This window comes from Plesiomonas sp. ZOR0011 (genome assembly GCF_000800945.1).
GTDB lineage: Bacteria > Pseudomonadota > Gammaproteobacteria > Enterobacterales > CAMTGL01 > Plesiomonas > Plesiomonas shigelloides.
Window position 1 is genome coordinate 89650 of the sequence record NZ_JRKB01000034.1, and the last position, 22672, is coordinate 112321.

Here is a 22672-nt window from a genome sequence, read left to right on the forward strand (position 1 = left end):
AGAGAGTGATAAAAGCCGCATCTGCTGACGATGCGGCTTTTTTGTTGTGTGCCAATTCGTTTTGTATTGATAGGCGTAAGCAAGGACAACAGTGATGCGTAATGAAATGCGTACTGTGAAACGTGATTATCTGAAACGCGGAGTATTCGCAGCGTTGTGTTTGCTGTTATTGGGGGGATGCGATTTTGCGCCATCCTCACAAGCACTGGGAACCTTGGAGCGCGATCGACTAACTTATCCGGCGATGGCCGCCGAAACCGTGATTGCCATGCCGGTGCAAGAAGGGCAGGTTGTGACGCGCGGAACATTACTAGTGCAGTTAGACTCCGCGCATCAGCAAACTTTGGTCGAGCAAGCTTCCGCCTCACTGCAAGCCGCGCAGGCGAATTTACAAAAATTAGAGCAAGGTGCGCGCAGTGAAGATATTGCGGCCGCGGAGGCGCATTGGCGCGGTACGCAAGCGTTGGAAAAAGAAAGTATCTTGCAATATCAGCGCATGGTGCAGCTGTTTTCGCGTAAAGCGGTGGGGCAAGCGGAGTTGGATCAGGCTTTGGCCTCGCGCAATAACAGCCAAGCGCAGGTTAATGCGGCTTATCAGCAGTGGCTGGCGCTGAAAAATGGGTCACGTCCGGAAGATATTGCGCAGGCGCGCGCTAATGTTGCTGCCGCACAGGCTAAATTGGCCGAAAGTCAGATTGCACTGCAACAGCTGTCGGTGGTGGCGACACGTGACGGAATCGTTGAAAGTTTGCCATTTCATTTGGGCGACCGTCCGGTAACCGGTAATACGCTGGTGGTGATGTTGGCCGACCAAGCGCCTTATGCGCGCGTCTATATTCCCGAGCCATTTCGCACGCAGATCCATGTGGGCATGACGTTGCCAGTACGGGTCGATGGCATCAACGAGCCGATGACCGGCAAGGTACGCAAAATTGCCCATGATCCGGCGTTTACCCCTTACTATGCCCTCAATCGCGAAGATCGAGCGCGTTTGGTGTATTTGGCCGAAGTGCAACTGTCGCCAGAGCATAGTGATTTGCCGTCGGGTATTCCGGCGCAGGTGATCTTGCCATGATGGGGGCCGTGAGCGCATCGGATACTGCAGATGCAGTGCCTAAAACCATTATCGATACCGTCATTGATACACAAGGAATGACGCGTCGTTTCGGTGCGTTTACGGCGGTAGATAATCTGAACCTGCATATTCGGCGCGGAGAAATATTTGGCTTTCTCGGCCCGAATGGCTGTGGCAAATCCACCACTATCCGCATGTTGACCGGTTTGCTGTCGCCGAGCGAGGGCTGTGTGCAGGTGCTGGGTCAATCTCTACCCCAAGGTGGTGAGCGGGTGCGCACGCGCATTGGCTACATGACGCAAAAGTTTTCCCTGTATGACGATCTGACCGTTGCCGAAAACCTGCATTTTATCGGCGAAGTGTATGGCTTACGCGGCGCCGTGCGTAAAGCGCGGGTGGCCGAACTGTGTCGTCAGTATGAACTAGAGGCGTTACAACGCCGATTGGCGGGGAGTCTCAGTGGTGGACAAAAACAGCGCTTGGCCCTTGCCGCAGCAGTTATCCATCAACCCGAGTTGTTATTTTTGGATGAGCCGACGGCTGCGGTTGATCCGCAAAATCGGCGGGAATTTTGGGAGCAACTGTTTGACCTGTCCGCCGCGGGGACCACGATTTTGGTCGCTACCCATTATATGGACGAAGCCGAACGCTGCCATCGCATCGGCATCATGCAAGATGGCCGCATGCGTTTGACCGGCGCGCCAGCGCAGTTGATGAGTGAGATGGGCGGGGCGGTCTTTGAGATTGATGGCGCGCATTTGCGTCAGCTCAAACTGCATTTATTGGGGCTAACGTCGGTGATTTCTGCCGCGCAACTGGGGGCGCGGTTACGGGTCTTGGTGAGCCATGCTGAAGCTGAGCCGCTGACATTTTTACAGCAGCAGGTGCGGCAATTTGATACTCAGATGGATGCCCAACATCATGCTGAGATAGTTGCTAACAGCATGCACGCTGATTCTGACGCTCGCACCATTCAGCCAGTTCGCCCCAGTCTAGAAGACGTGTTTGTGCTGGCGACCGGCCCGCAAACTATGTCTTCAGTAGGATCGCGTGAGGCGATAATCTCAGATAAACCCTCAGATAACACTAAGCGAGACAGGGGAGACAACTCAAATGTCTGATTCCCCAATGATCTGCGGGTTACGCTTATTTTTACTGCGGATGAGCGCCGTGGTGCGCAAAGAGCTGCGTCAGTTATCGCGCGATCGCATGACTTTTGGCATGGTGATCATGATCCCGCTGATTCAGCTGTTTCTATTCGGCTATGCCATTAACACCAATGTGCGGCACATTCCGATTGCGGTGGTGGATCAAAGCCAGACTTCGCTGAGTCGGATCTTGCAGCAGATGGTGGCGGTGACGCAGGTGGTGGATATCAAGGCGCATTACATTCAAGTTCCCGATGCAGAAAACGCCTTACGACAGGGAAAAGTACGTGCGGTATTGGTGCTACCGCCAGATCTGGAGCGCCGTTATAACGATTATGTGCAGACACCACAACACTTTGCGCTTAGTACGCAAAATACGGTGCAACCGATAGGCCAATGGCTGGTGGACGGCTCGGATTTGATGGTGGCCTCGGCGGTACGTCAGCTGCGCAATATGTCGCTGGCAGAACTGCAAAATCAGAATCCGAACTTGCAGGTGCCGGTGTTTGCTGTCGCGCAATATTACAACCCTGAGCAGCGTAGCGCGGTGAATGTGGTACCGAGTCTGACGGCCATTATCTTGACCATGACCATGATTATGTTCACGTCAGCGGCGATTGTGCGTGAGCGCGAGCGCGGCAATATGGAGCTGCTGATCAACACCCCGATCCGGCCACTGGAACTGATGCTAGGGAAAATCATTCCCTACATTCTGGTGGGGCTGATTCAGGTCATGATCGTGTTGGGGTTAGGGCATTTGATTTTTGATGTGCCGATTACCGGCCCAGCTTATGCGATTTTTTTGTCTTCGTTGCTGTTTATTTGCGCCAGTTTGACCTTAGGCTTGATTATCTCCACGCTGGCGAAAACGCAGTTGCAATCGATGCAGATGACGGTTTTTATCTTGTTGCCGTCAATTTTATTGAGTGGCTTTATGTTCCCGTTTGAGGGCATGCCTCAGCCTGCGCAGTGGATTGCCGAAGTGCTACCAGCGACGCATTTTATCCGCGTGATCCGCGCTGTGGTGCTGCGCGATGCGGGGCTGTGGGATATGCGTTTTGAGCTGCTGTGGCTGGCGATCTTTTTTATCCTTGGCCTACTGATTGCGACGCGCCGCTTTCGCAAAACGTTGGATTAGATCTGCGCGCTTCGATAAATGGGGTGGCAAAGGCGTCTGCAAACGGGCGCACATCCCCACGAATTCTGGTAACATCGCCGTTCCTTTATATTGCTGTATAGGAATAGAGTGATGACCACCACTTTGTTCAAAGACTTTATGTTTGAAGCGGCGCACCGCCTGCCGCATGTCCCTGAAGGGCACAAGTGCGGACGCCTGCATGGCCACTCCTTTACCGTGCGCATTGAGATCAGCGGTGAAGTTGACCCGCACACCGGATGGATTATGGATTTCGGTGACATCAAGCAGGTGTTTAAGCCGATTTATGACCAGCTGGATCACTATTATCTGAATGATATTGAAGGGCTGGAAAACCCGACCAGTGAAGTGTTGTCGCGTTGGATTTGGGACAAACTCAAACCACAGCTGCCATTGCTGTCAGCGGTGATGATCAAGGAAACCTGCACGTCAGGTTGTACTTATCGCGGCGAGTGATTTTCTTGCGAAGAGCCATTTTCGCGAAGAGTTATGTTCGCGAACTGCACTGCAAAAAAACGGTGTCTGCCTACTTCGTGTGGGCGACACCGTTTTTTTATGCGTTAGGCAATCGACAGGTATTTGTGTGTTTGCACTGATAAACGCCAGTTACGGGCGATACAGGTGCGGATACACAGCTCGGTGGCTTGCGGCTTTTGACTGATCGGCTGCAAACAGATCACCGGTGTTTTGCTGTGGGCACTTGCCGCATCGGCGCCGAGGCTTTGCTCGCGCTGTGCTAACAGTTGATCCAGTGCTTCAATATCACTTTCGCGTGCGACCGGATGTTTGATTTCATCGGCACGTAGCAAGGCATCCGTGCGTACTTGGCAGCCGCCACGCATACCCACTTTCGGCGACACGGTCACCCACGTCTGTTCTGAGCAACGAATCTCGTAAGTGCCACTGGTTTCAATCTGGCACTGGAATCCGGCTGCTTCTAACTGCGTAGTCAGCGGGGTGAGGTCATACAGGCATGGCTCACCGCCGGTGATCACCACATGCTTGGCGGTATAGCCCTGCTCGGTAAACAGCGTTTGTAAATCGCTGATGGTCATTGAGCACCAGCTGGCCGAATCTTCAGTTTTTAAGATCAGCGCGGGATCAGACAAGCGTTGATCGGCATCAAGCTGCCACGTGTGTTTGGTATCACACCAGCTGCATTCCACCGGACAGCCCTGCAAACGGACAAAAATCGCAGGAACGCCGGTATATACCCCTTCACCCTGCAGCGTCTGAAATACTTCATTAATCGGATACAGCATCTGGATCAATAAGCCTGTGGTTGAATAGTCTGAGCACAAGTCGCGGATTATCGCAAACCCATCGCCCCCTGACTACCGTAACCTGTAGGTTGTGATCTATGCCGATGGCGGCTTGCGCTATGCATGCGCATGCTTAGTGGTGAGATGAGGGCAAGTTACCAAATAAATCGCAACCTGATTCGAGTCAGCTAACGGATAGCGGAAAGAGCGTGAAAAACCGTTGTGACTCATTGCCATAAGTAGATTAATGGTGATTATAATGTTAAATAAAGATTAACCATGAAGTCGATTTTACCACACCAGTGATCGGGGGCATTTATGAGTATCATCAGAAAACAACCGCTGGAAATGCTCTACTACTGGGAATCGCATCGTCCAGATGAAACCTATCTGCGCCAGCCGGTTAATCGTCATTTTAATTGCTACTCGTGGAAAGAAGTGGCACGTCAAGCGCGGGTGATTGCCAGCGCACTGCGTGGCTTGGGGCTTGCGCCGGGCGATCGGGTAGCCTTGCTCTCGAAAAACTGTGCCGAATGGTTTATCGCCGATTTCGCCATGATGATGGGCGGGTTTGTTAGTGTTCCTATCTATCCAACGGCGAACAGCGAAACCATTCGCTATGTGCTGGAGCACTCCGAGAGTAAAGCCATTTTTATCGGCAAATTAGATCATCCAGAAAATGTCGAAGCGGTATTGCCGCCGGACATTTTACGTATCGCTTTCCCGTATCCGACCGCGCCTTGCCAGTATCAGTGGCAAGCGCTACTTAATGATTTCCTGCCACTGGAAGAAAGTCCGATCCCTGAGCCGGAAAGCTTGATGTCACTGGTGTATACCTCCGGCAGTACCGGTCGGCCTAAGGCGGTGATGCACAGTCATGAGCGCTTTGGCTGGGCGGCTAAATCGGTGGCGCAAACCGTGCAATTAGGCCCGAATGATCGCGGTTTTTCTTATCTGCCGCTGTCTCACATCACCGAGCGGGTGTATATCCTCGGTGGCAGCTTGTATGGTGGTTGCACGATTTCGTTCCCTGAGTCGCTAGATACGTTTGTCGATGACATCAAGGCCACCGCACCAACCATCTTTATCTCTGTACCGCGGTTGTGGTCAGCATTCCGTTCGCGCATCTTGGAAAAAATGCCGGAAGAGAAGTTGGAGCGCCTGCTGTCTATTCCGCTGGTCAATAACCTGATTAAGTACGTCATCCAACGCAAATTAGGCTTGCACCGCGCCCGTGTGTTGGGCTGCGGCTCCGCGCCGGTTGCGCCATCGCTGCTGCATTGGTATCACCGTTTGGGGATGAATATCACCGAAGCGTGGGGGATGACGGAAAACTTAGCTTACGGCACCATCAATTATCCGTTCCGTGCTGATAAAATTGGCTCGATTGGCCATGCCTCGAAAGGCGTGGAAGTGATGTTGTCGGAGGAAGGGGAGATCATGACCCGCAGCCCCGGCACCATGTTGGGCTATTATCTGGATGACATCTCAACCGCTTTGGCGATCAAAGATGAGTGGCTGTATACCGGCGATCTGGGTGAAATTGATGCGCAAGGCTATGTGCGGATTACTGGTCGCTTGAAAGACATCTTTAAAACCGAAAAAGGCAAATATGTCTCGCCGGTGGTGTTGGAAGCTAAACTGGCTTCGTTGGAGATTATTGAGCAGTTGTGTGTGATTGGCAGCGGCTTACCGCAGCCGGTGGGCTTGGTGCAACTGTCGGCCAGTTCTTTGGCATTGCCACGGGAGATGTTGGCCAAAGCGTTGACCGAACATCTAGAAAGCGTGAATGCGCAGCTCGAACCGCACGAGGTACTGAGTGGGATTGCGGTGATTTCCGAGCCGTGGACTATCGACAGTGGCGATCTGACCCCGACACTGAAATTACGTCGGCACAAGGTCGAACAGCGCTATAACGAAGCGGTCCGCCAGTGGTCGAAAGGCGAGAAGGTGCGCTGGTTGTAAACTTGGTCACGCTTCAACGATAGCGGGGTTGACGCTGTTCCTTAAAGCCAACACCATGACGGCTTAATTATTTCGAGGTATGAAATACCCTGTCGGAGTGGACTAAAATGGCGGAAGGGCACAATCCCGGACATATCGATCAAATAAAACAAATTAATGCCGGAGCTGTGTATCGCCTGATTGATCAGTTGGGACCCATTTCCCGTATTGAGTTATCGAAGCAGGCTAATCTGGCTCCGGCCAGTATTACCAAAATCACCCGTGAGTTGTTGGATGCACACCTGATTAAGGAAGATGAATTCCAAGAACCGGGTAGCCGTGGCCGCCCAGCGGTCGGGTTGATTTTGGATACGGAAGGCTGGCATTTTCTCTCCGCGCGTCTTGGACGCGGCTATCTCACCCTCGCATTGCATGAGCTGAGCAGCGAACTGCTGATTGAAGAGCGGCTGGATATTATTGAGCGCGAGCAATCGGCTTTATTAAAGCGTTTAGTCAGTGAAATTGACCTGTTCTTTACCCGTCATCAGGACAAATTGGAGCGTTTGAGCGCCATTGCGATTACGTTGCCCGGCGTCATTGATGCGACGCGCGGCATTGTGCACCAGATGCCATATTACCATGTGAAGGATATGCCGCTGGCGGCGGAGCTGGAGCAGAAAACCGGTCTGCCAGTGCTGCTGCGACATGATGTGTGTGCGTGGACGATGGCCGAAGCGCTGTTTGGGCCTTCACAAGGCTGTCAGAACGTGGTTCAGCTAAGCATCAATCATGGCGTCGGCGTTGGGGTGATGATTGATGGTAAACTGATCCACGGCCAATACCGTAATCTGATTGAAGCTGGCCATATCGTGGTGAACCCGCAAGGGGAGCAGTGTGAGTGTGGGCATCGTGGCTGTCTGGAAACGGAAATCAATATTCAAGCATTGCTGCGTAAAGCGCGGCAGCGTTTAGAGTGCGGCGAAGAGAGCGTGTTGCGACATCAGACGCTGAACGTGTCGAACCTGTGCCAAGCGGCATTAAACGGTGATGTGCTGGCACTGAATTTACTTACCGAAGCGGCAGAGCGCATTGGTGTGCTGCTCAGCATGTTGGTGAACCTGTTCCATCCAGAAAAAGTACTGTTTGGCTCGCCGTTGAGTCAGGCGCAGTCAATTATGTTTCCGGTGATTATGCGCACGTTGGAAGCCAATGCCTATCCACTGTATACGCAAAACCTCACGTTGGAGCCGACCCGTTTTTATAACGAAGGCACCATGCCGGGGGCGGGGTTGGTGAAAGAGTCGCTCTACAGTGGCGTGCTGTTAACTAAACTGCTCGAAGGTTAATCACGCGCTATTCGTGCCGTGCTTACGATAGATAGCTCACTAGATAGCTGACTAAATAGCTTGCTAAATATACAAAAAGTACTTTCACACAGCACAATGAAAAAAGGTGGATGGCATGAGGATGCTGTCCACCTTTTGTATTTTTAGCGCTCAATTTTGTCGCCTGCGCTGCGTTATCGCTATGTTGGCGCGTTAGCTGATATGCAGGCGCCCGGTTTCTGGATGACGGAACACCTGCGCGTCGAAAGCGAAAATTTGCTTAATACACTCAGCAGTCAACACCTCTTCTGGTGAGCCATCGGCCTGAATCTTCCCATGATTGAGCAGCAATACCCGATCGGCATAGCGCGCCGTCAGATTTAAATCGTGCAAAATCACCAGCACCGCATCACCCTGTCGCGCGCGGCGCTGCGCCGTTTGCAGTGTCTGATGCTGGTGGCTTAAATCCAGTGCCGACGTCGGTTCATCCAACATTAAGAGTTTCGGTGCTGCGGCAGTAGGCTCGCGCTCGGTCTGCGGCGACTCCGTTATATGCTCATCGAGCTGTGCGAGGACGCGCGCAAAGTGAATGCGCTGTTTTTCCCCGCCGGAGAGCACGGTATAGGCGCTATCGGCGAGATGTTCCGCCCCGACCGCTTGCAGGCAGCGCTGGATAATGGCCTCATCGGCGATTTTGCCTGATGCATGCGGCAAACGACCTAACGCCACCACTTCGCGGGCTAAAAACGAAAATGACAGTGCCGAGCTTTGCGGCAAGATGGCCATCCGGCGGGCGAGTATGGATGCTGGCCACTGCGACTGCGGTCGACCAAACAATCGAATTTCACCTTGTGCCGCCATTTCGCCACTGATGCACTTGAGTAAGGTGGATTTACCGGTGCCGTTTGGGCCGAGCAGTACGGTGAGCTCACCGGCTCGCAAGTCTAACGACAGCTGCGATAAAATCTGGCGTCGACCACGTTGTAAGGTCAGATTGCGCAATTCGACCACGGTCATGCGGCGCTCCTTTTTTGTTGGATCAGCAGCCAGATGAAAAACGGTGCGCCGAGTAGCGCGGTGATGATCCCGACCGGAATTTCTGCCGGTGCCGCCAGTTGGCGCGCCAGTAAGTCAGCAAGTAGCAATAAGATTGCGCCACACAGCGCACTCAGCGGCAGCAAATTACGATAATCCGGGCCGCACAGCATGCGCACCAGATGGGGCACGATCAGACCGATAAACCCAATCATCCCTGAGACTGACACTGAAACGCCAATACCCACCGCACAGCCGATGATCAAGCGACGTTTGAGCCGCTCGACATTAACGCCCAGATGCCGTGCTTCGGACTCCCCCAGCAGCAGGGCATTGAGCGCAGGGGCTTGTCGATAAAACCCGACCAGCAACACCAGCAGGGTGAGGCTACTGAGCAGTAAGGTGTCCCAACGGGCACCGGCGAGGGAGCCCATCTGCCAAAGCGACAGATCGCGCAGTTGCTGATCATCGGCCAGATAGCTCAATAATCCCAGACCGGAAAATGCGATTGCGCCGATGGCCACGCCGGCCAATAACATCATATTGACCGAGGTGCCAAACGGTGTGCGCCCGATACGGTAGACCAGCAGCGTGGTCAGCATCCCACATAAAAACGCACACAGCGCGGTATAACCGAGCGACAACCAACCCAGACTGAAACCGGCGATACTCAAACCGGCCAGCGACACGCCGGCAGGAAGCAAAACAATCGACAATCCCGCCCCCAGCGCCGCGCCGCCACTGACACCGATAATGCCCGGATCAGCCAAGGGGTTACGAAAGAGCCCCTGCAACACCGCGCCCGCCAGTGCCAAAATCGCCCCCACACTGATGCACAGCAGGGTGCGCGGCAGACGGATGGTCTGAATAATCAATTGCTGTGTGCTCAGATCGTTGGCGTGGCTCGGTAACGAGAGCAGCGCGTGCAGGCTCTCACTTAACGGCAGGCGCACCGGACCGGTGGCAATTGACAGCAGCAACATGAAGCTCAGTAGCAGCAAGCCACTGCTACCGAGCAAAGAGAGTTTCAGTCGTAACATCGGGCGTTCCGTTTACTGCTGATTCAGGTGATTGGCCAGACGCTGGGCTTCGCTCAAGGTGCTCAGGCCGATCCCACCAATCAACGCTTTACCGTTAATCGGTAGCACCGCTTTATTGCGTCCAGCCGGTGTGTTTTGCAGTAACGGTTGTTTGGCCAGCAGAGAGTCGGCATCGCCAGTCCAATTGCGCTCGCTAACTACAATCAAATCCGGCTGCATGGCCAGCAGACTTTCGGCTGACACCGTTTGGTAATTACGCACCGAAGCGGCCGGATTCACGGCGCCGGCTAAGGTCAGTAGAGTATCGGCGGGAGTATTGCCGCCTGCAATCATCGGTGGGCGACCATCATGCAGCAGCAGATACACGGCTTTGAGCGGTTTGCCGTGTTGCTTGCTCTGCAACTGAGCACGCGTTTGTGCGAGTTGTTCGAGCTGCTGATCGATTTTAGTTTGCAGTGTTTGGCCTGCGGCTTCTTTATGTAGCAGGGCAGCAATTTGCGTCACTTGCGCTTTGAGCGCTTCTGGTGTGGTATCGGACGGCAACACGGTCAGGGGAATTTTGGCCTGTTGCAGTGCTGTCAGTGCCGAGGCTGGTGCCATTTCATCTGAGCCAATCACATAATCAGGACGCAGGGCGAGCATGCCTTCGGCCGGTAATTGACGGATATAGCCCAGCGTTGCGGCTTTGCTGTCGGCAGGAAGACGGCTGCTGCTATCAACCCCCACCAGTACATCGCCAGCGCCCAGCGCCACAATAATTTCTGTCACATTACTGCCAGCACTGATCACGCGCGTTGGCGCGATCTTAGGCGTGCTCTGTGGTCCAGTAGGTGGTATGGCAGAAGCTGTAACGGGATGTGTGTTTGTTGCCGCGCTATCGGTAGGTGCCGCGTGCAAAGTAACGGTTGGTAGGCTGAGGCAAGCCAGCAGGGCGTAGCGAGAAAGGCGCATCTGTTTCATTCTGATCCCTTGGTTAAAATCTGCGCGGCAGGAATGTTCTGTCGCTGCAGGAAATTGAGTAAATTCAATAAGCGTTCAGTACTGGCATCGCGATCGGCGGCGATAATAATCTCTGGCTGAGCGCCGGAGGTATGCGGCTGGGCGCGTGCGGTCAAAATAGCGTTGCTGAAGGCATCCCAATCCGTGAATTTTTGCTCGCCCAGCGCCCAGTAAGGCGCATCGGCAAACAGGTGTAATGTCAGACTTTCCGGTACCGTTTGTGCCGGTTGGGTGCTATCAGCCACTTCCGGCAAGGTGATGTCCATGCTCTGAATACGTACATTGGCGGTCAGCAATAAAAACACCAGTACGATAAAGATGATGTCGAGCAGTGGGGTGAGATCTATCCCCAGGCTGCTGCTTTCTGGCGCTGAGCGATCGCGGATCATGACGTGAAATCCTCACACAGCGGGATCCCTTCCAGCCACAAGTTGTATTGGTTCATGCCGTGTTCGGCGCCGTTAATCAGGCGATCAATCCATAAACTGATCAGCTGTGCACCCACCAGCGCCGGTAGCGCAATAAACAGACCGGCGGCGGTGGTGTACATCGCAACGCCTAAACCATCGGCCAGTAACGCAGGAGTCACTGGACTGTTGCTCGCGCCGATATCCTGAAACATCTGAATCAAACCCAAAATGGTGCCCAGCAGACCTAGAAGCGGGCTGATGGCGGCAATCAGATTAAGTAATTTCAGACCACTACTGAGCTGACGGCGCTTAGATTGCAGCCAGATCGCGGCAATTTCTTCGCGTAAGGCTTTATTTTCGTTGCGATGCGTTAGCAGCAGTGCGACCCCTTGCAGTAATAACGAGCGGCGTTGCTGCAATGATTGCTGCATCGTATCTAGCTGGCTGGCCGATACACTATTAAGGGTATTGCTATGCCCGGGTAACAGCTGCGCGGTCAGATGATGTTGGCCAAGTCGACCGGCTTGCAGCAGGCGAAACAGCCGATCCAGCAAAATCACGCCGGTCAGAAAAGAGCAGGTCAGCAGCGGCCACATCATGCTGCCGAGTTGGTGTTCAAGTTGCGCAAGAATCATGGTTTACAGCCTGTTTAAGTCTAAATAGAAGTGGGTGTACGTAATTTTGTGTCTTTATGTCAGCTTTAGGTCAGCTCAAAGCGCACGGGAATTCGCACCACATGGCTGACACCTTGGCCGTTGATTTCTTGTGGCAAGAATTGCCATCCCTTTACGGCTTTTAATGCCGAGCGATCCAGTAGGGGGAAACCGCTACTTTTCAGCAGTACGACTTGCAATTGCTCGCCTTGAGTTCCCAATTTCACTTCCAGCAATACAGTGCCTTCTTGACGGCGCATGCGTGAGGCTTTCGGGTATTCCGGCGCCGAAGGGGGAAAGCGAAAACGCGGTTCACTGTTGCTGCCACGGGCTTGTGCGGCCGAGGTTGGTGCAGTGCGGGAGGCGGTATTCGATGCTCCGCTAGCTGACTGCGTGGTGGCCGACGAGTGAGCTGTAGTCGCACTTGCGCTAGCCGTGACAGGATTGTGCTGTCCTGTGTTGTCTGTTGATTTTCTCTCTGTCTTTTTAACTGTCTTTTTTGGGGCTTTTTCTTCTGGAATTTTCGGCGCTACTTTTTTATGCGCAGGTTCTTTTTTCAAGACCGGTTTAGCTTGCTTGGGTTTAGCTTGCTCGGTTTTTGCTGTTTCAGCGGCTTTGGCTGGCACGGCGCTCGGTTCAACGACTTTTCTCTGCTCAGTCTTTTGTGGCGCAGGCTGTACGTCGGCTAAGGCTGCGGCACCGCTTTGTGCGCCGGTGACGGCCAAATTGAGCACCAATGCGGGGCCTGCACTGAGCGAGTCCAAGGTGACGGCGCGGGTTTGGGTTGGCTGCAGTCCAAACAGCAGTAAGGCGGCGTGGGCAGACATACATAAACCTGACGCCAGTAAAAGGCGTTTATTGCGGCGAAGGTGAGCGCCAGCAGTAAGCAACGTCAGCGGCATGGGTAACTCCGGTCTTCCAGACTTATCAGCAAAGAAAACAGTCAGTAATCAAGAATGGCTGCACTATACATTTTGATGACACTTGAGATCAAATGAAAATTATTTGCATTCGCATTCAATGATCGGTTACGCTTCGCCACCGCTAACACATTGCTTGTTTTTCCTCTTTTCATCATGAACTAAAAGGAATTAATGCCAGTGGCCAACCATCTGCAATCTTCCGGTCGACTGTCCAGCGCGACAGCCGCGATGACCGCTAAACACTCCGGCTTTAAACGCTCTGCACTGAGTCTGTTAATTCTGAACAGCGTGGCGGTTTCATTTGCCGCCAACGCCGCACCGGCTGAGCCTCAGACTCAGCTCAATGAAGTCCTGGTTACGGCAACCCGTGAAAATAAAGCGCTGTCACAAGAAACGCGCTCGGTTGCGGTGGTGACGCAGGCACAAATTCAGCAACAACAACCGGCCAGCGTGGCTGAAGCACTGAAGTACATTCCTAACGTGGATGTCAGTGGCGGTCCTCGTGCTAATGCGCAAAGCCAGTCAGTACGGGGTTTAAGTGGCAACCGCATTTTGCAGGTGGTGGATGGCGTGCGTCAGAACACTACCTCGGGACACCGTGCGACTTATTTCATGGATCCTGAAATGTTGTCATCCATCGAAGTGATCAAAGGGCCGACCAGCTCCCTGTGGGGTAGTGGCGCACTGGGTGGCGTGGTCGCGCAGCAAACTATTTCTGCCCCCGATATGCTGCAAGGCGATCAGAGTGTGGGTGGCTATCTGAAACAAGGTTACGCCAGCGCCAATGATGAAACCAAAACCAGCGGTGCTGTGTATGGCCTGTTGGGGGATTCCGTCGATTTCTTGCTGAACGGCTACTACGCCGATGCTAATAACCTGCGTTTGGGGAACGGCGAGCACCTGATTGACTCGGCCTATCGCAATCAGGGTGGGTTAGCCAAATTGGGCTGGCAGGCAGATGACGCGCAGCGTCTGGAGCTGTCAGTTCGCCAAGCCGAAACCCATCAGAACGCACCGAGCAACCCATCACAGATGGTCAGTACCTCAGTGCCGCTGGTGCAGCAGAAAACCCGTGATTTCAATACCACCTTGGATTATCGCTTGAATCCAACCGATAGCCGTTGGTTGGACGCACGCGTAACTGCCTATGTGAACAAAACGGAATTTGATGAATATCGCGTCACGAAAAAGCAAAGCGATAAGGTGGATTACCGCACACTGGGTCTGAATATCAGTAACCATTCGCAGTTTGATCTGCTGAGCCTGACCTATGGCGGCGATATTTATGAAGATAAAACCCAAGGCGAGCGGGAAGGGAAGAATCGCCCGATTCCAGCCGATGGCCGCAGCAAAGTCTGGGGCAGTTATGTTCAGGCCGATATTCCATTAGGTAGCCAGTGGAACTTGTTACCGGGTCTGCGTTATGACCACTTTACCGCCGAAGACAAGAATATCGCCGGCTCCGAGCGTAGCGAAGATCACCTGTCACCATCCGTTGGCCTGCGCTGGGCGGCGACCGATTGGCTGACCTTAAATGCCCGTTACGACGAAGCGTTCCGTGCTCCGAGCATGGAAGAGATGTACACCACCGGTACTCACTTCTGCATGGGCCCGATGGGCTGCAACGTGTTTAAAGCCAATCCCGATTTGAAACCGGAAACCGCCAAAAACAAAGAAATCTCAGCACAGATGCGCTTTAACAACGTGCTGGCCGACGATGAGTTAGCGTTTGGCGCGACTTACTTCCATAACAACGTCAGCAACTACATTGACCAGCAGGTCAACATGTTCACCACCCAATACGTGAACGTGACCGATGCGCGTTTGCGTGGGGTTGAGTTAGACGCGCGTTATAACTGGCGCGATCTGGAAACCAGCCTGAGCTATGCCCAGACAGAAGGGCGCGACAAGAAAACCAACCAGCCGTTGAATAACATACCGGCGCATAAGTGGGTATTGGGCGTGAGCCACTACTTTATGGATCGCGACCTGAAAGCGGGCGTGAACGTCAGCCATTACGAATCACAAGATGAATTGCCATCTAACGTGACCAATGTGTATCCGTCCTACACCTTGGTGGATCTCTACACCACTTGGCAGCCACAAACGGGCGCGCTCAAAGCAGTCAAAGTCGATGTGGGTATCGATAACGTGACTGACGAATATTACCGTCAGGCCTTTGACCAGCTCTATTCCGCCGGTCGTAACTTTAAGGTTGGTGTGCGGTATTCCTTCTGATGATGATTGATTTATCTGTTTTGGATGACTCCATTCTGGGCCATCACAGCCCAGACCCTCTGGCGTATGCCTTTACCGGCAAACGTCAGGCACATGCTGGAGGCAGCGGGCGACCGCTGCCACCTCCGGCGGCGCAAGGGCAACTGCAGCAGTTATTGATGCAAGACACGCCGGCGATTCGTCCGCGCTGTTTGTACATCCATATCCCGTTTTGTCGGGTGCGCTGCACCTTTTGCTCGTTCTTTCAGTATGCCGCCAGTCCTGCGCTGGTGGCCGAATATTTCGCGGCGCTGAGCGAAGAGCTAAAACGCAAAGCGGCGATGCCGTGGACACAAGCCGCACCGTTTTCCGCCGTATACATTGGTGGCGGTACGCCGACGGATCTGACTGCCGAGCAAATTTTTGCCCTCGGCCAGCTGATTAAAGCGCATTTCCCGCTGACCGACGATTGTGAGATTACGCTGGAAGGCCGCCTCAATCGCTTTAGCGATGAGAAATACCATGCTGCAGTTGATGGCGGCGTGAACCGTTTCTCGTTCGGGGTGCAGAGTTTCGATACCGATGTTCGACGTAAAGCCAAGCGGCTCGATCCGCGCGAAAAGTTGCTGGAGACCGTGAGTCATCTGGTGGCACTGGACCGTGCGCCGATTATCGTCGATCTGATGTTTGGTTTACCGCATCAATCGGCCACGGCGTGGCAGCAAGACCTGCAGGACTTCCTACACAGCGGCGCACATGGGGTAGACCTGTATCAGCTGATTGAGATGCAAGGCACTCCGATGGCGCGTTTGGTGGAGGAAAACCGTCTGCCGTCACCGGCCGCGACACCTGAAAAATCGCGTATGTACGCCCAAGGCGTCGCGTTTATGCAGCAGCACGGCATTCAGCAAATCAGTGTCAATCACTGGACGCGCGATGCACGCGAACGCAGCCGCTACAACCATCTGGCGAAAACGACCGCCGATGTGTTGCCGGCGGGGGCTGGCGCGGGTGGCTTTATTGACGGTTTTGCCCTGATGCAAACTCGCGATCTTGAGAGCTATCACCAAGCCATCCGCGAAGAGCGTTATCCGGTGGCGATGATGATGAGCCCTAATCCGCAGCATGCGCTGCACTGTGCTATTAAAGCCGGTTTCGATCGTGGCCGACTGCAACGCAGCGAGTTAGATAGCCTAAGTGGTATGGCGCTGTATGACTACGTCAGCCCACTTTTAACACAGTGGCAAGAGCGTGGGCTGTTGGCGTTAGAGGCAGACCAAGCGCGTCTAACCACGGCCGGTAGTTTCTGGAATATCAACATGGCACAAGGGCTGATTAACGCATTGCGTTTATCGCCGCCCTTAGCCGCCTGAGTGACCAGTTACGGCTATTTTGTCCCCCTTTTTCTGACCCGATGAGAGCGCAAAAATTGCGCTCTCATCGGGTCGCAATGAAACCTGAATGAATACGGAGAGAAAACATGTCTCATACGGATGTACTGGCTGACACCGCGCCTAAAGCGGATGCAGGCACGAAAAATGATGCCGTTCACAGTCAGCTGTGCCGCCAATTGGCGGAGCTGTCAGAAAAAGAGATGAGTGCCAGTACACAAGAGTTAGCTGCGCGCTTTGGCGTCAGTGAATATCAGCTGGTTGCTGCACTGCCCGAAGAGATGGCGGTGATGGCGCATGGTAGCTGGGCGCAATCGCTGCTGGAAGAGCTGACCGGTTGGGGCCCACTGACCACCATCGTGGAGTCCGAAGGCAGCATTTTTGAATTCAAAGGGGCATTCCCTGCCGGTAAACCGGGGCACGGCTATTTCAACCTGTACTCCAAAGAGGGAACCGGTTTGCATGGCCACCTGCTGTTATCGCAAGTGTCACACATCGCGTTGCTGGCCAAACCGTTTATGGGCAAGGCCAGTTATAGCCTGCAATTCTTTGCTGCTAACGGCCGCACTATGTTCAAAGTGTACTTAGGCCGAGACAAACAGCGTCAGCTGTTGCCGGAACAAGTTGCGCTGTTTGAGCAGCTGCGTGTGCGCTTGATTGCCCAGCCGCAGCCGGCAGCAGACTAATCGCGCTCGCTTAAGTGACATCGCTATTAAGTGGCATCTATCGGGTTGGATACCTCGCGTTGTTTGGCTCGGCGTTGCGCCGGGCCAAACAACGCGAATGATAATAAAAATCGACAACGTGAATAGCCTTATCAGGGCAGTAAATTAGACTAATAAGTATTGAATGAAGGAAGACATTGTCATGACCAACGAACGTCAAGAGCGTCTGCAAAATCGCCTGCAACCAGAAATCGCTGAGTTTCGTAACGAATGCCGCACCGTGGTGCTGGCGACCGTGGATGCCGATGGCATGCCGAATGTCAGCTACGCGCCCTTTGTGCAACTGGCGGATGGCTATTATGTGCTGATTTCAGAAATTGCACGGCATGCGCGCAATTTACAGCAGGTGCCGCGTACGTCGTTGATGATGATTGAGGATGAAAGTCAGTCGCGCCAGCTGTTTGCCCGTAAGCGTCTGACGTTCGATGCGCGTGTTGAGAAAGTGGAGCGTGATACAGCAAGTTGGCAAGAGGCCGTTGCAGCGCTGGAAGCTCGTCACGGTGATATCGTGGCCAATTTGTCGCAAATGGCAGACTTTATCCTGTTCCGCATGGTGCCAGAGCAAGGTCTGTACGTGAAAGGATTTGGTCAGGCGTTCCAAGTCAGTAGTGATGATTTGGTGGATGTGGTGCATTTGCAAGAAGGGCATAAAACGGTGTCCGGCGAACCGGTTAAGGCCTGAGGCTGACTCACCACCGCGCTACTCGCCATAGCGCAACTCACCTCATACATGACATACATAATTGCCATCATGCGTGCACAGGGCGAGGCTTAGGGTAGGCGCTTGAAGTGTAAAACACATTAACTCAATGTAAGACAACGGCGGCGCTTTCATGGGCCGCCGTTGCTTTCTCATCTTTCCCTTTCCACTGAATCTCTCATTTATCCGGTGATTTGGCTGCAATGCGGAATAAAATCCGTGAAATGAGAGGCCGATCCGCCAGACAGGACATATGTCCTCTGCAACGCAGTCAGGGCAGCCGTACACTGCAGCCATGTTCGCGCTACCGAGTGATGTATCTGCTCTTTCGTGTGTTTTATTCGTGTTTTTAGCAAAGCAAACACGCTGCATACCCAAACACTTCAAGTAGGAAGGGTATAGATAACCGGTAGAGATGCACCGAATTGGTTGTAAGAGGAATGAAGTAAATGACAGCACATATCAATGCTCAGCCAGGTGATTTTGCCGAAACCGTGATTATGCCGGGTGACCCACTGCGCGCCCGCTATATTGCCGAAACTTACCTGACCGACGCTCGTGAAGTGACCAATGTCCGTAACATGCTTGGTTATACCGGTTTTTATCAAGGTCAGCGGATCTCTGTGATGGGCCACGGCATGGGGATCCCTTCCATGGTGCTGTACGCCCATGAGCTGGTGAATGATTTTAACGTCAAGCGTATCATCCGTATCGGAAGCCTAGGCGCGACCCAGCGTGATGTGCAGATGCGTGATGTGATTCTGGCCGTAGCCGCCGGTACTGACTCGCCAACCAACGCCAAGCGCAGTGCCGGATACCACATGGCTACCTCTGCAGATTTCAACCTGCTGCACCGCGCCTACACCTTAGCGAAGGAAAAGGAGATCCCGGTGCGTGCCGGTAACGTCTTCACTGGCGATCTCTACTACGATCCAGACGAAAATCTGATCCCTGCGCTGGAGAAATTTGGCGTACTGGGTATCGATATGGAAGTGGCCGGTCTGTACGGTCTGGCGCATCAGCAGGGTATCGAAGCGCTGGCGATCCTCACCGTGTCTGACCACTGTCTGACAGGCGAAGAGACCACCGCCGAAGAGCGTCAGCTGTCATTCAATCACATGATTGAGTTGGCGCTGGAGACGGCGTTGTCCTGCTAATTTGTCGCGCTAATGTCGCGATAGCTAAGGTCGCCATATCGTACCCTTCAACATCAGTACGGGATAATAACAATGAAAAACAAACTCTCACTTACCGCCATCAGTTTCTTGGCAAACTTTGTTATGGCCGGGTTTGCCACCCAGTTTGGCATGCTGATAGAGCCGATTGCTGCAAAATTTGCTGCGCCGGTGAACGATGTGGCGGCCATTTTCTCGCTGCTTAATGGCGGCGCTCTGGCGGGCACCATCGCCGCCTTTTTCCTGATTGAAAAAATCGGTATCAAACGCATTACCTTACTCAGCTATACACTGATTGCGCTGAGCGCCTTGACCCTGCATCTTACCGGATCGCTGGCCGTCGTGATGGCTGCTATGACCGTGATCGGTTTTTGCGGCGGTGTTGGCTTGTGTATTGCCGGTACCATTGTGGTGGCAGTATGGAAAGATAAACTGCAAAGTACCATGCTGGTGGTACAAGATGCTACCTTTAACGTGGCAGGGGTCGTATTCCCACTGGTGACCACCTATACACTGACCCGTTCTATGTCATGGAGCTACAGCTACCTGACCGTGGGCGGCGTAGCGCTAGTCACCATGCTGATTGCCGCGCTCACTAACTTCCGCCGCTGTGAGCAAAGTGCCGAAAGCAGTGATAACGCCAAATCGGAGTGGAATTTTGGCCTGTTAAGCGGTGGCTTTGGCTTGTTCTTGGGCATGCTGGCGCTGTATACCTTCCTGACTTGGGCGCCGCTGTTTGTTAAGCAAAAGTTCGATATTCCGTTTGAAGATGCCGGCAACATCATCACGCAATATTGGGCCGCCGCCTTGCTGGGCGCACTGGCATCTACTGCCATTGTAACGCGCGTTAAGATCCATCACTTTCTGCTAGCAGTGATTGCGCTGGCACTGGTGATCACCACCTTGATTGTGAACACGTCTGATGTGGGCATGCTGTCTTACTACACCTACGGCTACGGTTTTGTCTGCGCTGCGCTGTATAACGCTTTTATCGCTTATGGCGTGTCGTTTGTGCGTCAACCAAGCAGCAAGAACGTGTCGTACATTTTGATCAGTGGCAGTGCCGGTGCCATGTTCAGCCCCGCAATCAGTGCAGTGTTTGAAAAAGTGATTGGTTTGCAAGCGGTGATGTACGCTATCCCAATGCTGTACGCGGTGATCTTGTTGATGCTGCTTGGTTCATTCCGTCTGCATAAAGCCGCTTCGCCACAGCCGCAGCAGGCCGCGAACTGATTTAAGCTGCTATGCGATAACTGCAAAAAACAAACACCGGCTTTTGGCCGGTGTTTTTGTTAGGGAAGGGATGAAAAGCCAGTGCGAACGCATGCCATTTGCATCACTGCATAGGTGATAGCTGCGCAGATAATACTTCGCTGTACACCACAGGAGCAGCTAGAGCGCCAGATAACGCTTAAGGGCGTCGATATCCGTGATACTGAGCCCTTGCTTGCTGCGCTCCACCAATCCTAAGTCAGTCAGCTCTTTTACGGCGCGGCGATAAACGCGATCGGTCGTCCCGAAACGTTCGGCTTCCATATAGCTTTTGGTAAAACCGCCGACAGGGAAATCCCGCAGATATTGCTGGTACAGATCGTAAGCCACGTTATAAGCGATAGGATAGAGCATGCGATGGATCAGAATATTCACCGTATCCTGATAATCGATCGCAATGGCGCTGGCAAAGAACAGGGCGACTTGTGGATTTTTCACCAACGCCTGCTGCAATTTATCGGCGCAGATAAAGGCTACTGTCAGCGTCTCTTCGGCGATGATATCGAGCTGACAGCGATAGCCGCTAAAAAACTCCATCTCCCCGAAAACCTGATAATCGCACTCCATGGTGCCGAGCTGAAAGCTGCGCCCATTTTGCGCGGTGTAACCGATCGACACCTTACCGCTTCGCACCAGCGTCAGATAATTTAGCTGTTGCCCCTGACTCATCAGTGGCGACTTTTCTTCGATGATTTTCTCTTCAGAAATACAGCTAAGCACCACCTGCTCAATCAGGGAATGATTATCTTGCCAGTGATCCTGAAAGCGTCCTTTGTGTAAGGGTTTTAATTGCATGCTTGCTCTCGGTTATCCGCGCTTCTGCGTCGGTTTACTGCTCTAATGCTCAATTACTCACGCACTTTACGGCGCAATTTCAATTGTAAATTGGTGCGAGGAATACAGCTACAGGCCAAAATTTTATCCCCGCGTACGGCTGAATTGGTCAGCGCGGTCACTTCACCAGACAACAGCGTAACACGGCACGTGCCACACAGTCCTGCGCGGCATGATGACGGAATAGGCACATTGTGTGCTTCCAGCTGATCGAGCAGCGTGTGGTGATTGTTGCCGGTAAACGCGATATCTCCGCTGGCAATCCCGTGGGTTTCGATTAACACCGAATGCAGAGGTTCCAGACGCTCTTCGTGTGTATGCGCCGGTAGCGGATGGGCATTATCCGGATAAACGCGCGGCTCGGCGGTTTCCAGCACTTCGACCGGCATATCTAAACGCACCAACCCTTGATTACGGGCAATCAGGTTTTGGCCAAAATCGACATCATTACCGTAACGGCGAAATTGGGTCAGCGTATGCAGCGGCTCGCGTTGGTTATGTAGCGTACCATCGGCCGGATTCACCGTCGTCAGAATGCAACGGCCACAGGGTTGGACCACATCAAAAATTACCTCGCCAATACGGATCACCTTCCAGCTATCTTCAGCAAATGGCTCAGTATCGCGCACCACCAAATTCGGGCGGAACTGGCGCATCGTAAGAGGCGGTGAGCAGCGCTGCTGTAAAGCGTCAAGGGAGGCAGCAGAAATCAGCAGCAGCGGATAACCATCGGCATACGAGAGCGGTTGCTCGGCGTGACCTTCCACCCGTCGTTCGGAATGAAAACCGGTCCAGCGCAAACAAAGTGCGCGTCCGAGTTTCTCGCTCAGCCACAGATTCACCGTCTCTGGCGCTACCAATGAGGCGAAATGGTTTCCCCACACTTCGGAAGGGGCTCGCTGAGTAAAATCGCGATAAAACACCGCGATACTGTCGCCATCCGGACTATGAATCACCACACCATCTGGTAATAGCGCTGTTTGGAACAACACCAATTGCGGCATCTCACGCGCGGTCACAAAACGCCCATCGGGATCGGCCAGCATCATCATGCGATCAAACGCCAAACCACTTTCCACCACTTGGGCACTGGATACCTCAATGCCGCGGGTGGATTTGATGGGGTGTACATAAATCTCAGACAGCGAAGGTTTCATTACAGAGATCCTTTCCGGGTTAAAGAGTCTGCGCAAAATTAAGGTGTTACCGGTTTGATTAAAATACTGACTGGCGCAGTGATGACCGCCGGTATCATCCGGATGCTAGGCAGTGTATGCAAGCACGCGCAACGCGAAAAGAGCGCTTTCACACGCGGCAACAGAACACACAGAACAGAAACATCAGTGCGTGATGTTAGGCTCGGTTATGTTGGTTTGTGTGTTTAAAAG

Annotated in this window: 21 protein-coding genes; 12 read left to right on the plus strand and 9 right to left on the minus strand. The window is 53.3% G+C overall.

Annotation, left to right across the window (positions count from 1 at the left end; translation table 11 throughout):
* Positions 1-94: 94 nt before the first annotated feature.
* The 4 genes from L975_RS06170 (at position 95) to queD (ending at position 3835) form a co-directional block, all read left to right on the plus strand.
* Complete coding sequence (locus tag L975_RS06170; protein ID WP_156121114.1) at positions 95-1075, plus strand: HlyD family secretion protein; 981 nt, start codon at positions 95-97, stop codon at positions 1073-1075.
* Positions 1072-2196 (plus strand): ABC transporter ATP-binding protein, encoded by a 1125-nt coding sequence (locus L975_RS06175; RefSeq protein WP_072033022.1) that lies wholly within the window; start codon positions 1072-1074, stop codon positions 2194-2196. The genes L975_RS06170 and L975_RS06175 overlap by 4 nt, the downstream gene beginning before the upstream one ends.
* Positions 2189-3361, plus strand: a complete 1173-nt coding sequence (locus L975_RS06180; protein ID WP_218185570.1) for an ABC transporter permease — start codon at positions 2189-2191, stop codon at positions 3359-3361. The genes L975_RS06175 and L975_RS06180 overlap by 8 nt, the downstream gene beginning before the upstream one ends.
* Positions 3362-3472: 111 nt before the next feature.
* Positions 3473-3835: a 6-carboxytetrahydropterin synthase QueD gene (gene queD / locus L975_RS06185; RefSeq protein WP_010861808.1), complete on the plus strand. Its 363-nt coding sequence runs from the start codon at positions 3473-3475 to the stop codon at positions 3833-3835.
* Between the two features lie 104 nt (positions 3836-3939).
* On the opposite strand, the gene queE is transcribed toward queD, so the two are convergent.
* Positions 3940-4641 carry a 7-carboxy-7-deazaguanine synthase QueE gene (gene queE / locus L975_RS06190; protein ID WP_010861807.1) on the minus strand — a complete coding sequence of 234 codons (702 nt, stop codon included), beginning with the start codon at positions 4639-4641 and terminating at the stop codon, positions 3940-3942.
* A gap of 318 nt (positions 4642-4959) precedes the next feature.
* Here queE and L975_RS06195 point away from each other — a divergent pair, with 318 nt between their 5' ends.
* Both L975_RS06195 and L975_RS06200 read left to right on the plus strand, forming a co-directional pair.
* Positions 4960-6606: an AMP-binding protein gene (locus tag L975_RS06195; protein WP_010861806.1), complete on the plus strand. Its 1647-nt coding sequence runs from the start codon at positions 4960-4962 to the stop codon at positions 6604-6606.
* Positions 6607-6713: 107 nt separating this feature from the next.
* Positions 6714-7931 (plus strand): ROK family protein, encoded by a 1218-nt coding sequence (locus L975_RS06200; RefSeq protein WP_047707730.1) that lies wholly within the window; start codon positions 6714-6716, stop codon positions 7929-7931.
* Between the two features lie 192 nt (positions 7932-8123).
* On the opposite strand, the gene L975_RS06205 is transcribed toward L975_RS06200, so the two are convergent.
* The 6 genes from L975_RS06205 to L975_RS06230 all read right to left on the minus strand — a co-directional run bounded on the left by L975_RS06205 (position 8124) and on the right by L975_RS06230 (position 12874).
* The gene (locus tag L975_RS06205; RefSeq protein ID WP_047707732.1) at positions 8124-8927 is read right to left on the minus strand and encodes a heme ABC transporter ATP-binding protein; all 804 of its coding nucleotides are present in this window, start codon (positions 8925-8927) and stop codon (positions 8124-8126) included.
* Positions 8924-9985, minus strand: coding sequence for an iron ABC transporter permease (locus L975_RS06210; protein ID WP_047707734.1), 1062 nt, complete (start codon positions 9983-9985; stop codon positions 8924-8926). Before L975_RS06210 ends, L975_RS06205 begins: the two co-directional genes overlap by 4 nt.
* A 12-nt stretch (positions 9986-9997) precedes the next feature.
* On the minus strand, positions 9998-10945 hold the full coding sequence (locus tag L975_RS06215) for a hemin ABC transporter substrate-binding protein (RefSeq protein WP_081995619.1): 948 nt from the start codon (positions 10943-10945) through the stop codon (positions 9998-10000).
* Positions 10942-11373 (minus strand): biopolymer transporter ExbD, encoded by a 432-nt coding sequence (locus L975_RS06220; RefSeq protein ID WP_010861801.1) that lies wholly within the window; start codon positions 11371-11373, stop codon positions 10942-10944. The genes L975_RS06215 and L975_RS06220 overlap by 4 nt, the downstream gene beginning before the upstream one ends.
* Positions 11370-12029 (minus strand): MotA/TolQ/ExbB proton channel family protein, encoded by a 660-nt coding sequence (locus L975_RS06225; protein WP_047707765.1) that lies wholly within the window; start codon positions 12027-12029, stop codon positions 11370-11372. Before L975_RS06225 ends, L975_RS06220 begins: the two co-directional genes overlap by 4 nt.
* Before the next feature lie 65 nt (positions 12030-12094).
* Entirely contained in the window at positions 12095-12874 is a 780-nt protein-coding gene (locus L975_RS06230) for an energy transducer TonB (protein ID WP_177326621.1), read from the minus strand.
* A gap of 273 nt (positions 12875-13147) precedes the next feature.
* Here L975_RS06230 and L975_RS06235 point away from each other — a divergent pair, with 273 nt between their 5' ends.
* The 6 genes from L975_RS06235 to tsgA all read left to right on the plus strand — a co-directional run bounded on the left by L975_RS06235 (position 13148) and on the right by tsgA (position 20411).
* Positions 13148-15208 (plus strand): TonB-dependent hemoglobin/transferrin/lactoferrin family receptor, encoded by a 2061-nt coding sequence (locus tag L975_RS06235; RefSeq protein ID WP_177326622.1) that lies wholly within the window; start codon positions 13148-13150, stop codon positions 15206-15208.
* On the plus strand, positions 15208-16560 hold the full coding sequence (hutW, locus tag L975_RS06240; protein ID WP_047707737.1) for a heme anaerobic degradation radical SAM methyltransferase ChuW/HutW: 1353 nt from the start codon (positions 15208-15210) through the stop codon (positions 16558-16560). Before L975_RS06235 ends, hutW begins: the two co-directional genes overlap by 1 nt.
* Positions 16561-16667: 107 nt before the next feature.
* Positions 16668-17264 carry a heme utilization cystosolic carrier protein HutX gene (gene hutX / locus L975_RS06245; protein ID WP_081995620.1) on the plus strand — a complete coding sequence of 199 codons (597 nt, stop codon included), beginning with the start codon at positions 16668-16670 and terminating at the stop codon, positions 17262-17264.
* A gap of 181 nt (positions 17265-17445) precedes the next feature.
* The gene (gene hutZ, locus L975_RS06250; RefSeq protein ID WP_047707738.1) at positions 17446-17985 is read left to right on the plus strand and encodes a heme utilization protein HutZ; all 540 of its coding nucleotides are present in this window, start codon (positions 17446-17448) and stop codon (positions 17983-17985) included.
* Positions 17986-18452: 467 nt separating this feature from the next.
* The gene (gene deoD, locus L975_RS06255) at positions 18453-19160 is read left to right on the plus strand and encodes a purine-nucleoside phosphorylase (RefSeq protein WP_010861793.1); all 708 of its coding nucleotides are present in this window, start codon (positions 18453-18455) and stop codon (positions 19158-19160) included.
* 72 nt (positions 19161-19232) lie between these two features.
* The gene (gene tsgA, locus L975_RS06260; RefSeq protein ID WP_047707740.1) at positions 19233-20411 is read left to right on the plus strand and encodes an MFS transporter TsgA; all 1179 of its coding nucleotides are present in this window, start codon (positions 19233-19235) and stop codon (positions 20409-20411) included.
* Positions 20412-20570: 159 nt separating this feature from the next.
* On the opposite strand, the gene L975_RS06265 is transcribed toward tsgA, so the two are convergent.
* Together L975_RS06265 and L975_RS06270 are read right to left on the minus strand one after the other, a co-directional pair.
* Positions 20571-21245 carry a Crp/Fnr family transcriptional regulator gene (locus tag L975_RS06265; RefSeq protein WP_047707742.1) on the minus strand — a complete coding sequence of 225 codons (675 nt, stop codon included), beginning with the start codon at positions 21243-21245 and terminating at the stop codon, positions 20571-20573.
* A gap of 53 nt (positions 21246-21298) precedes the next feature.
* Positions 21299-22441, minus strand: a complete 1143-nt coding sequence (locus tag L975_RS06270; protein WP_047707743.1) for a YcbX family protein — start codon at positions 22439-22441, stop codon at positions 21299-21301.
* Between the last annotated feature and the right edge of the window lie 231 nt (positions 22442-22672).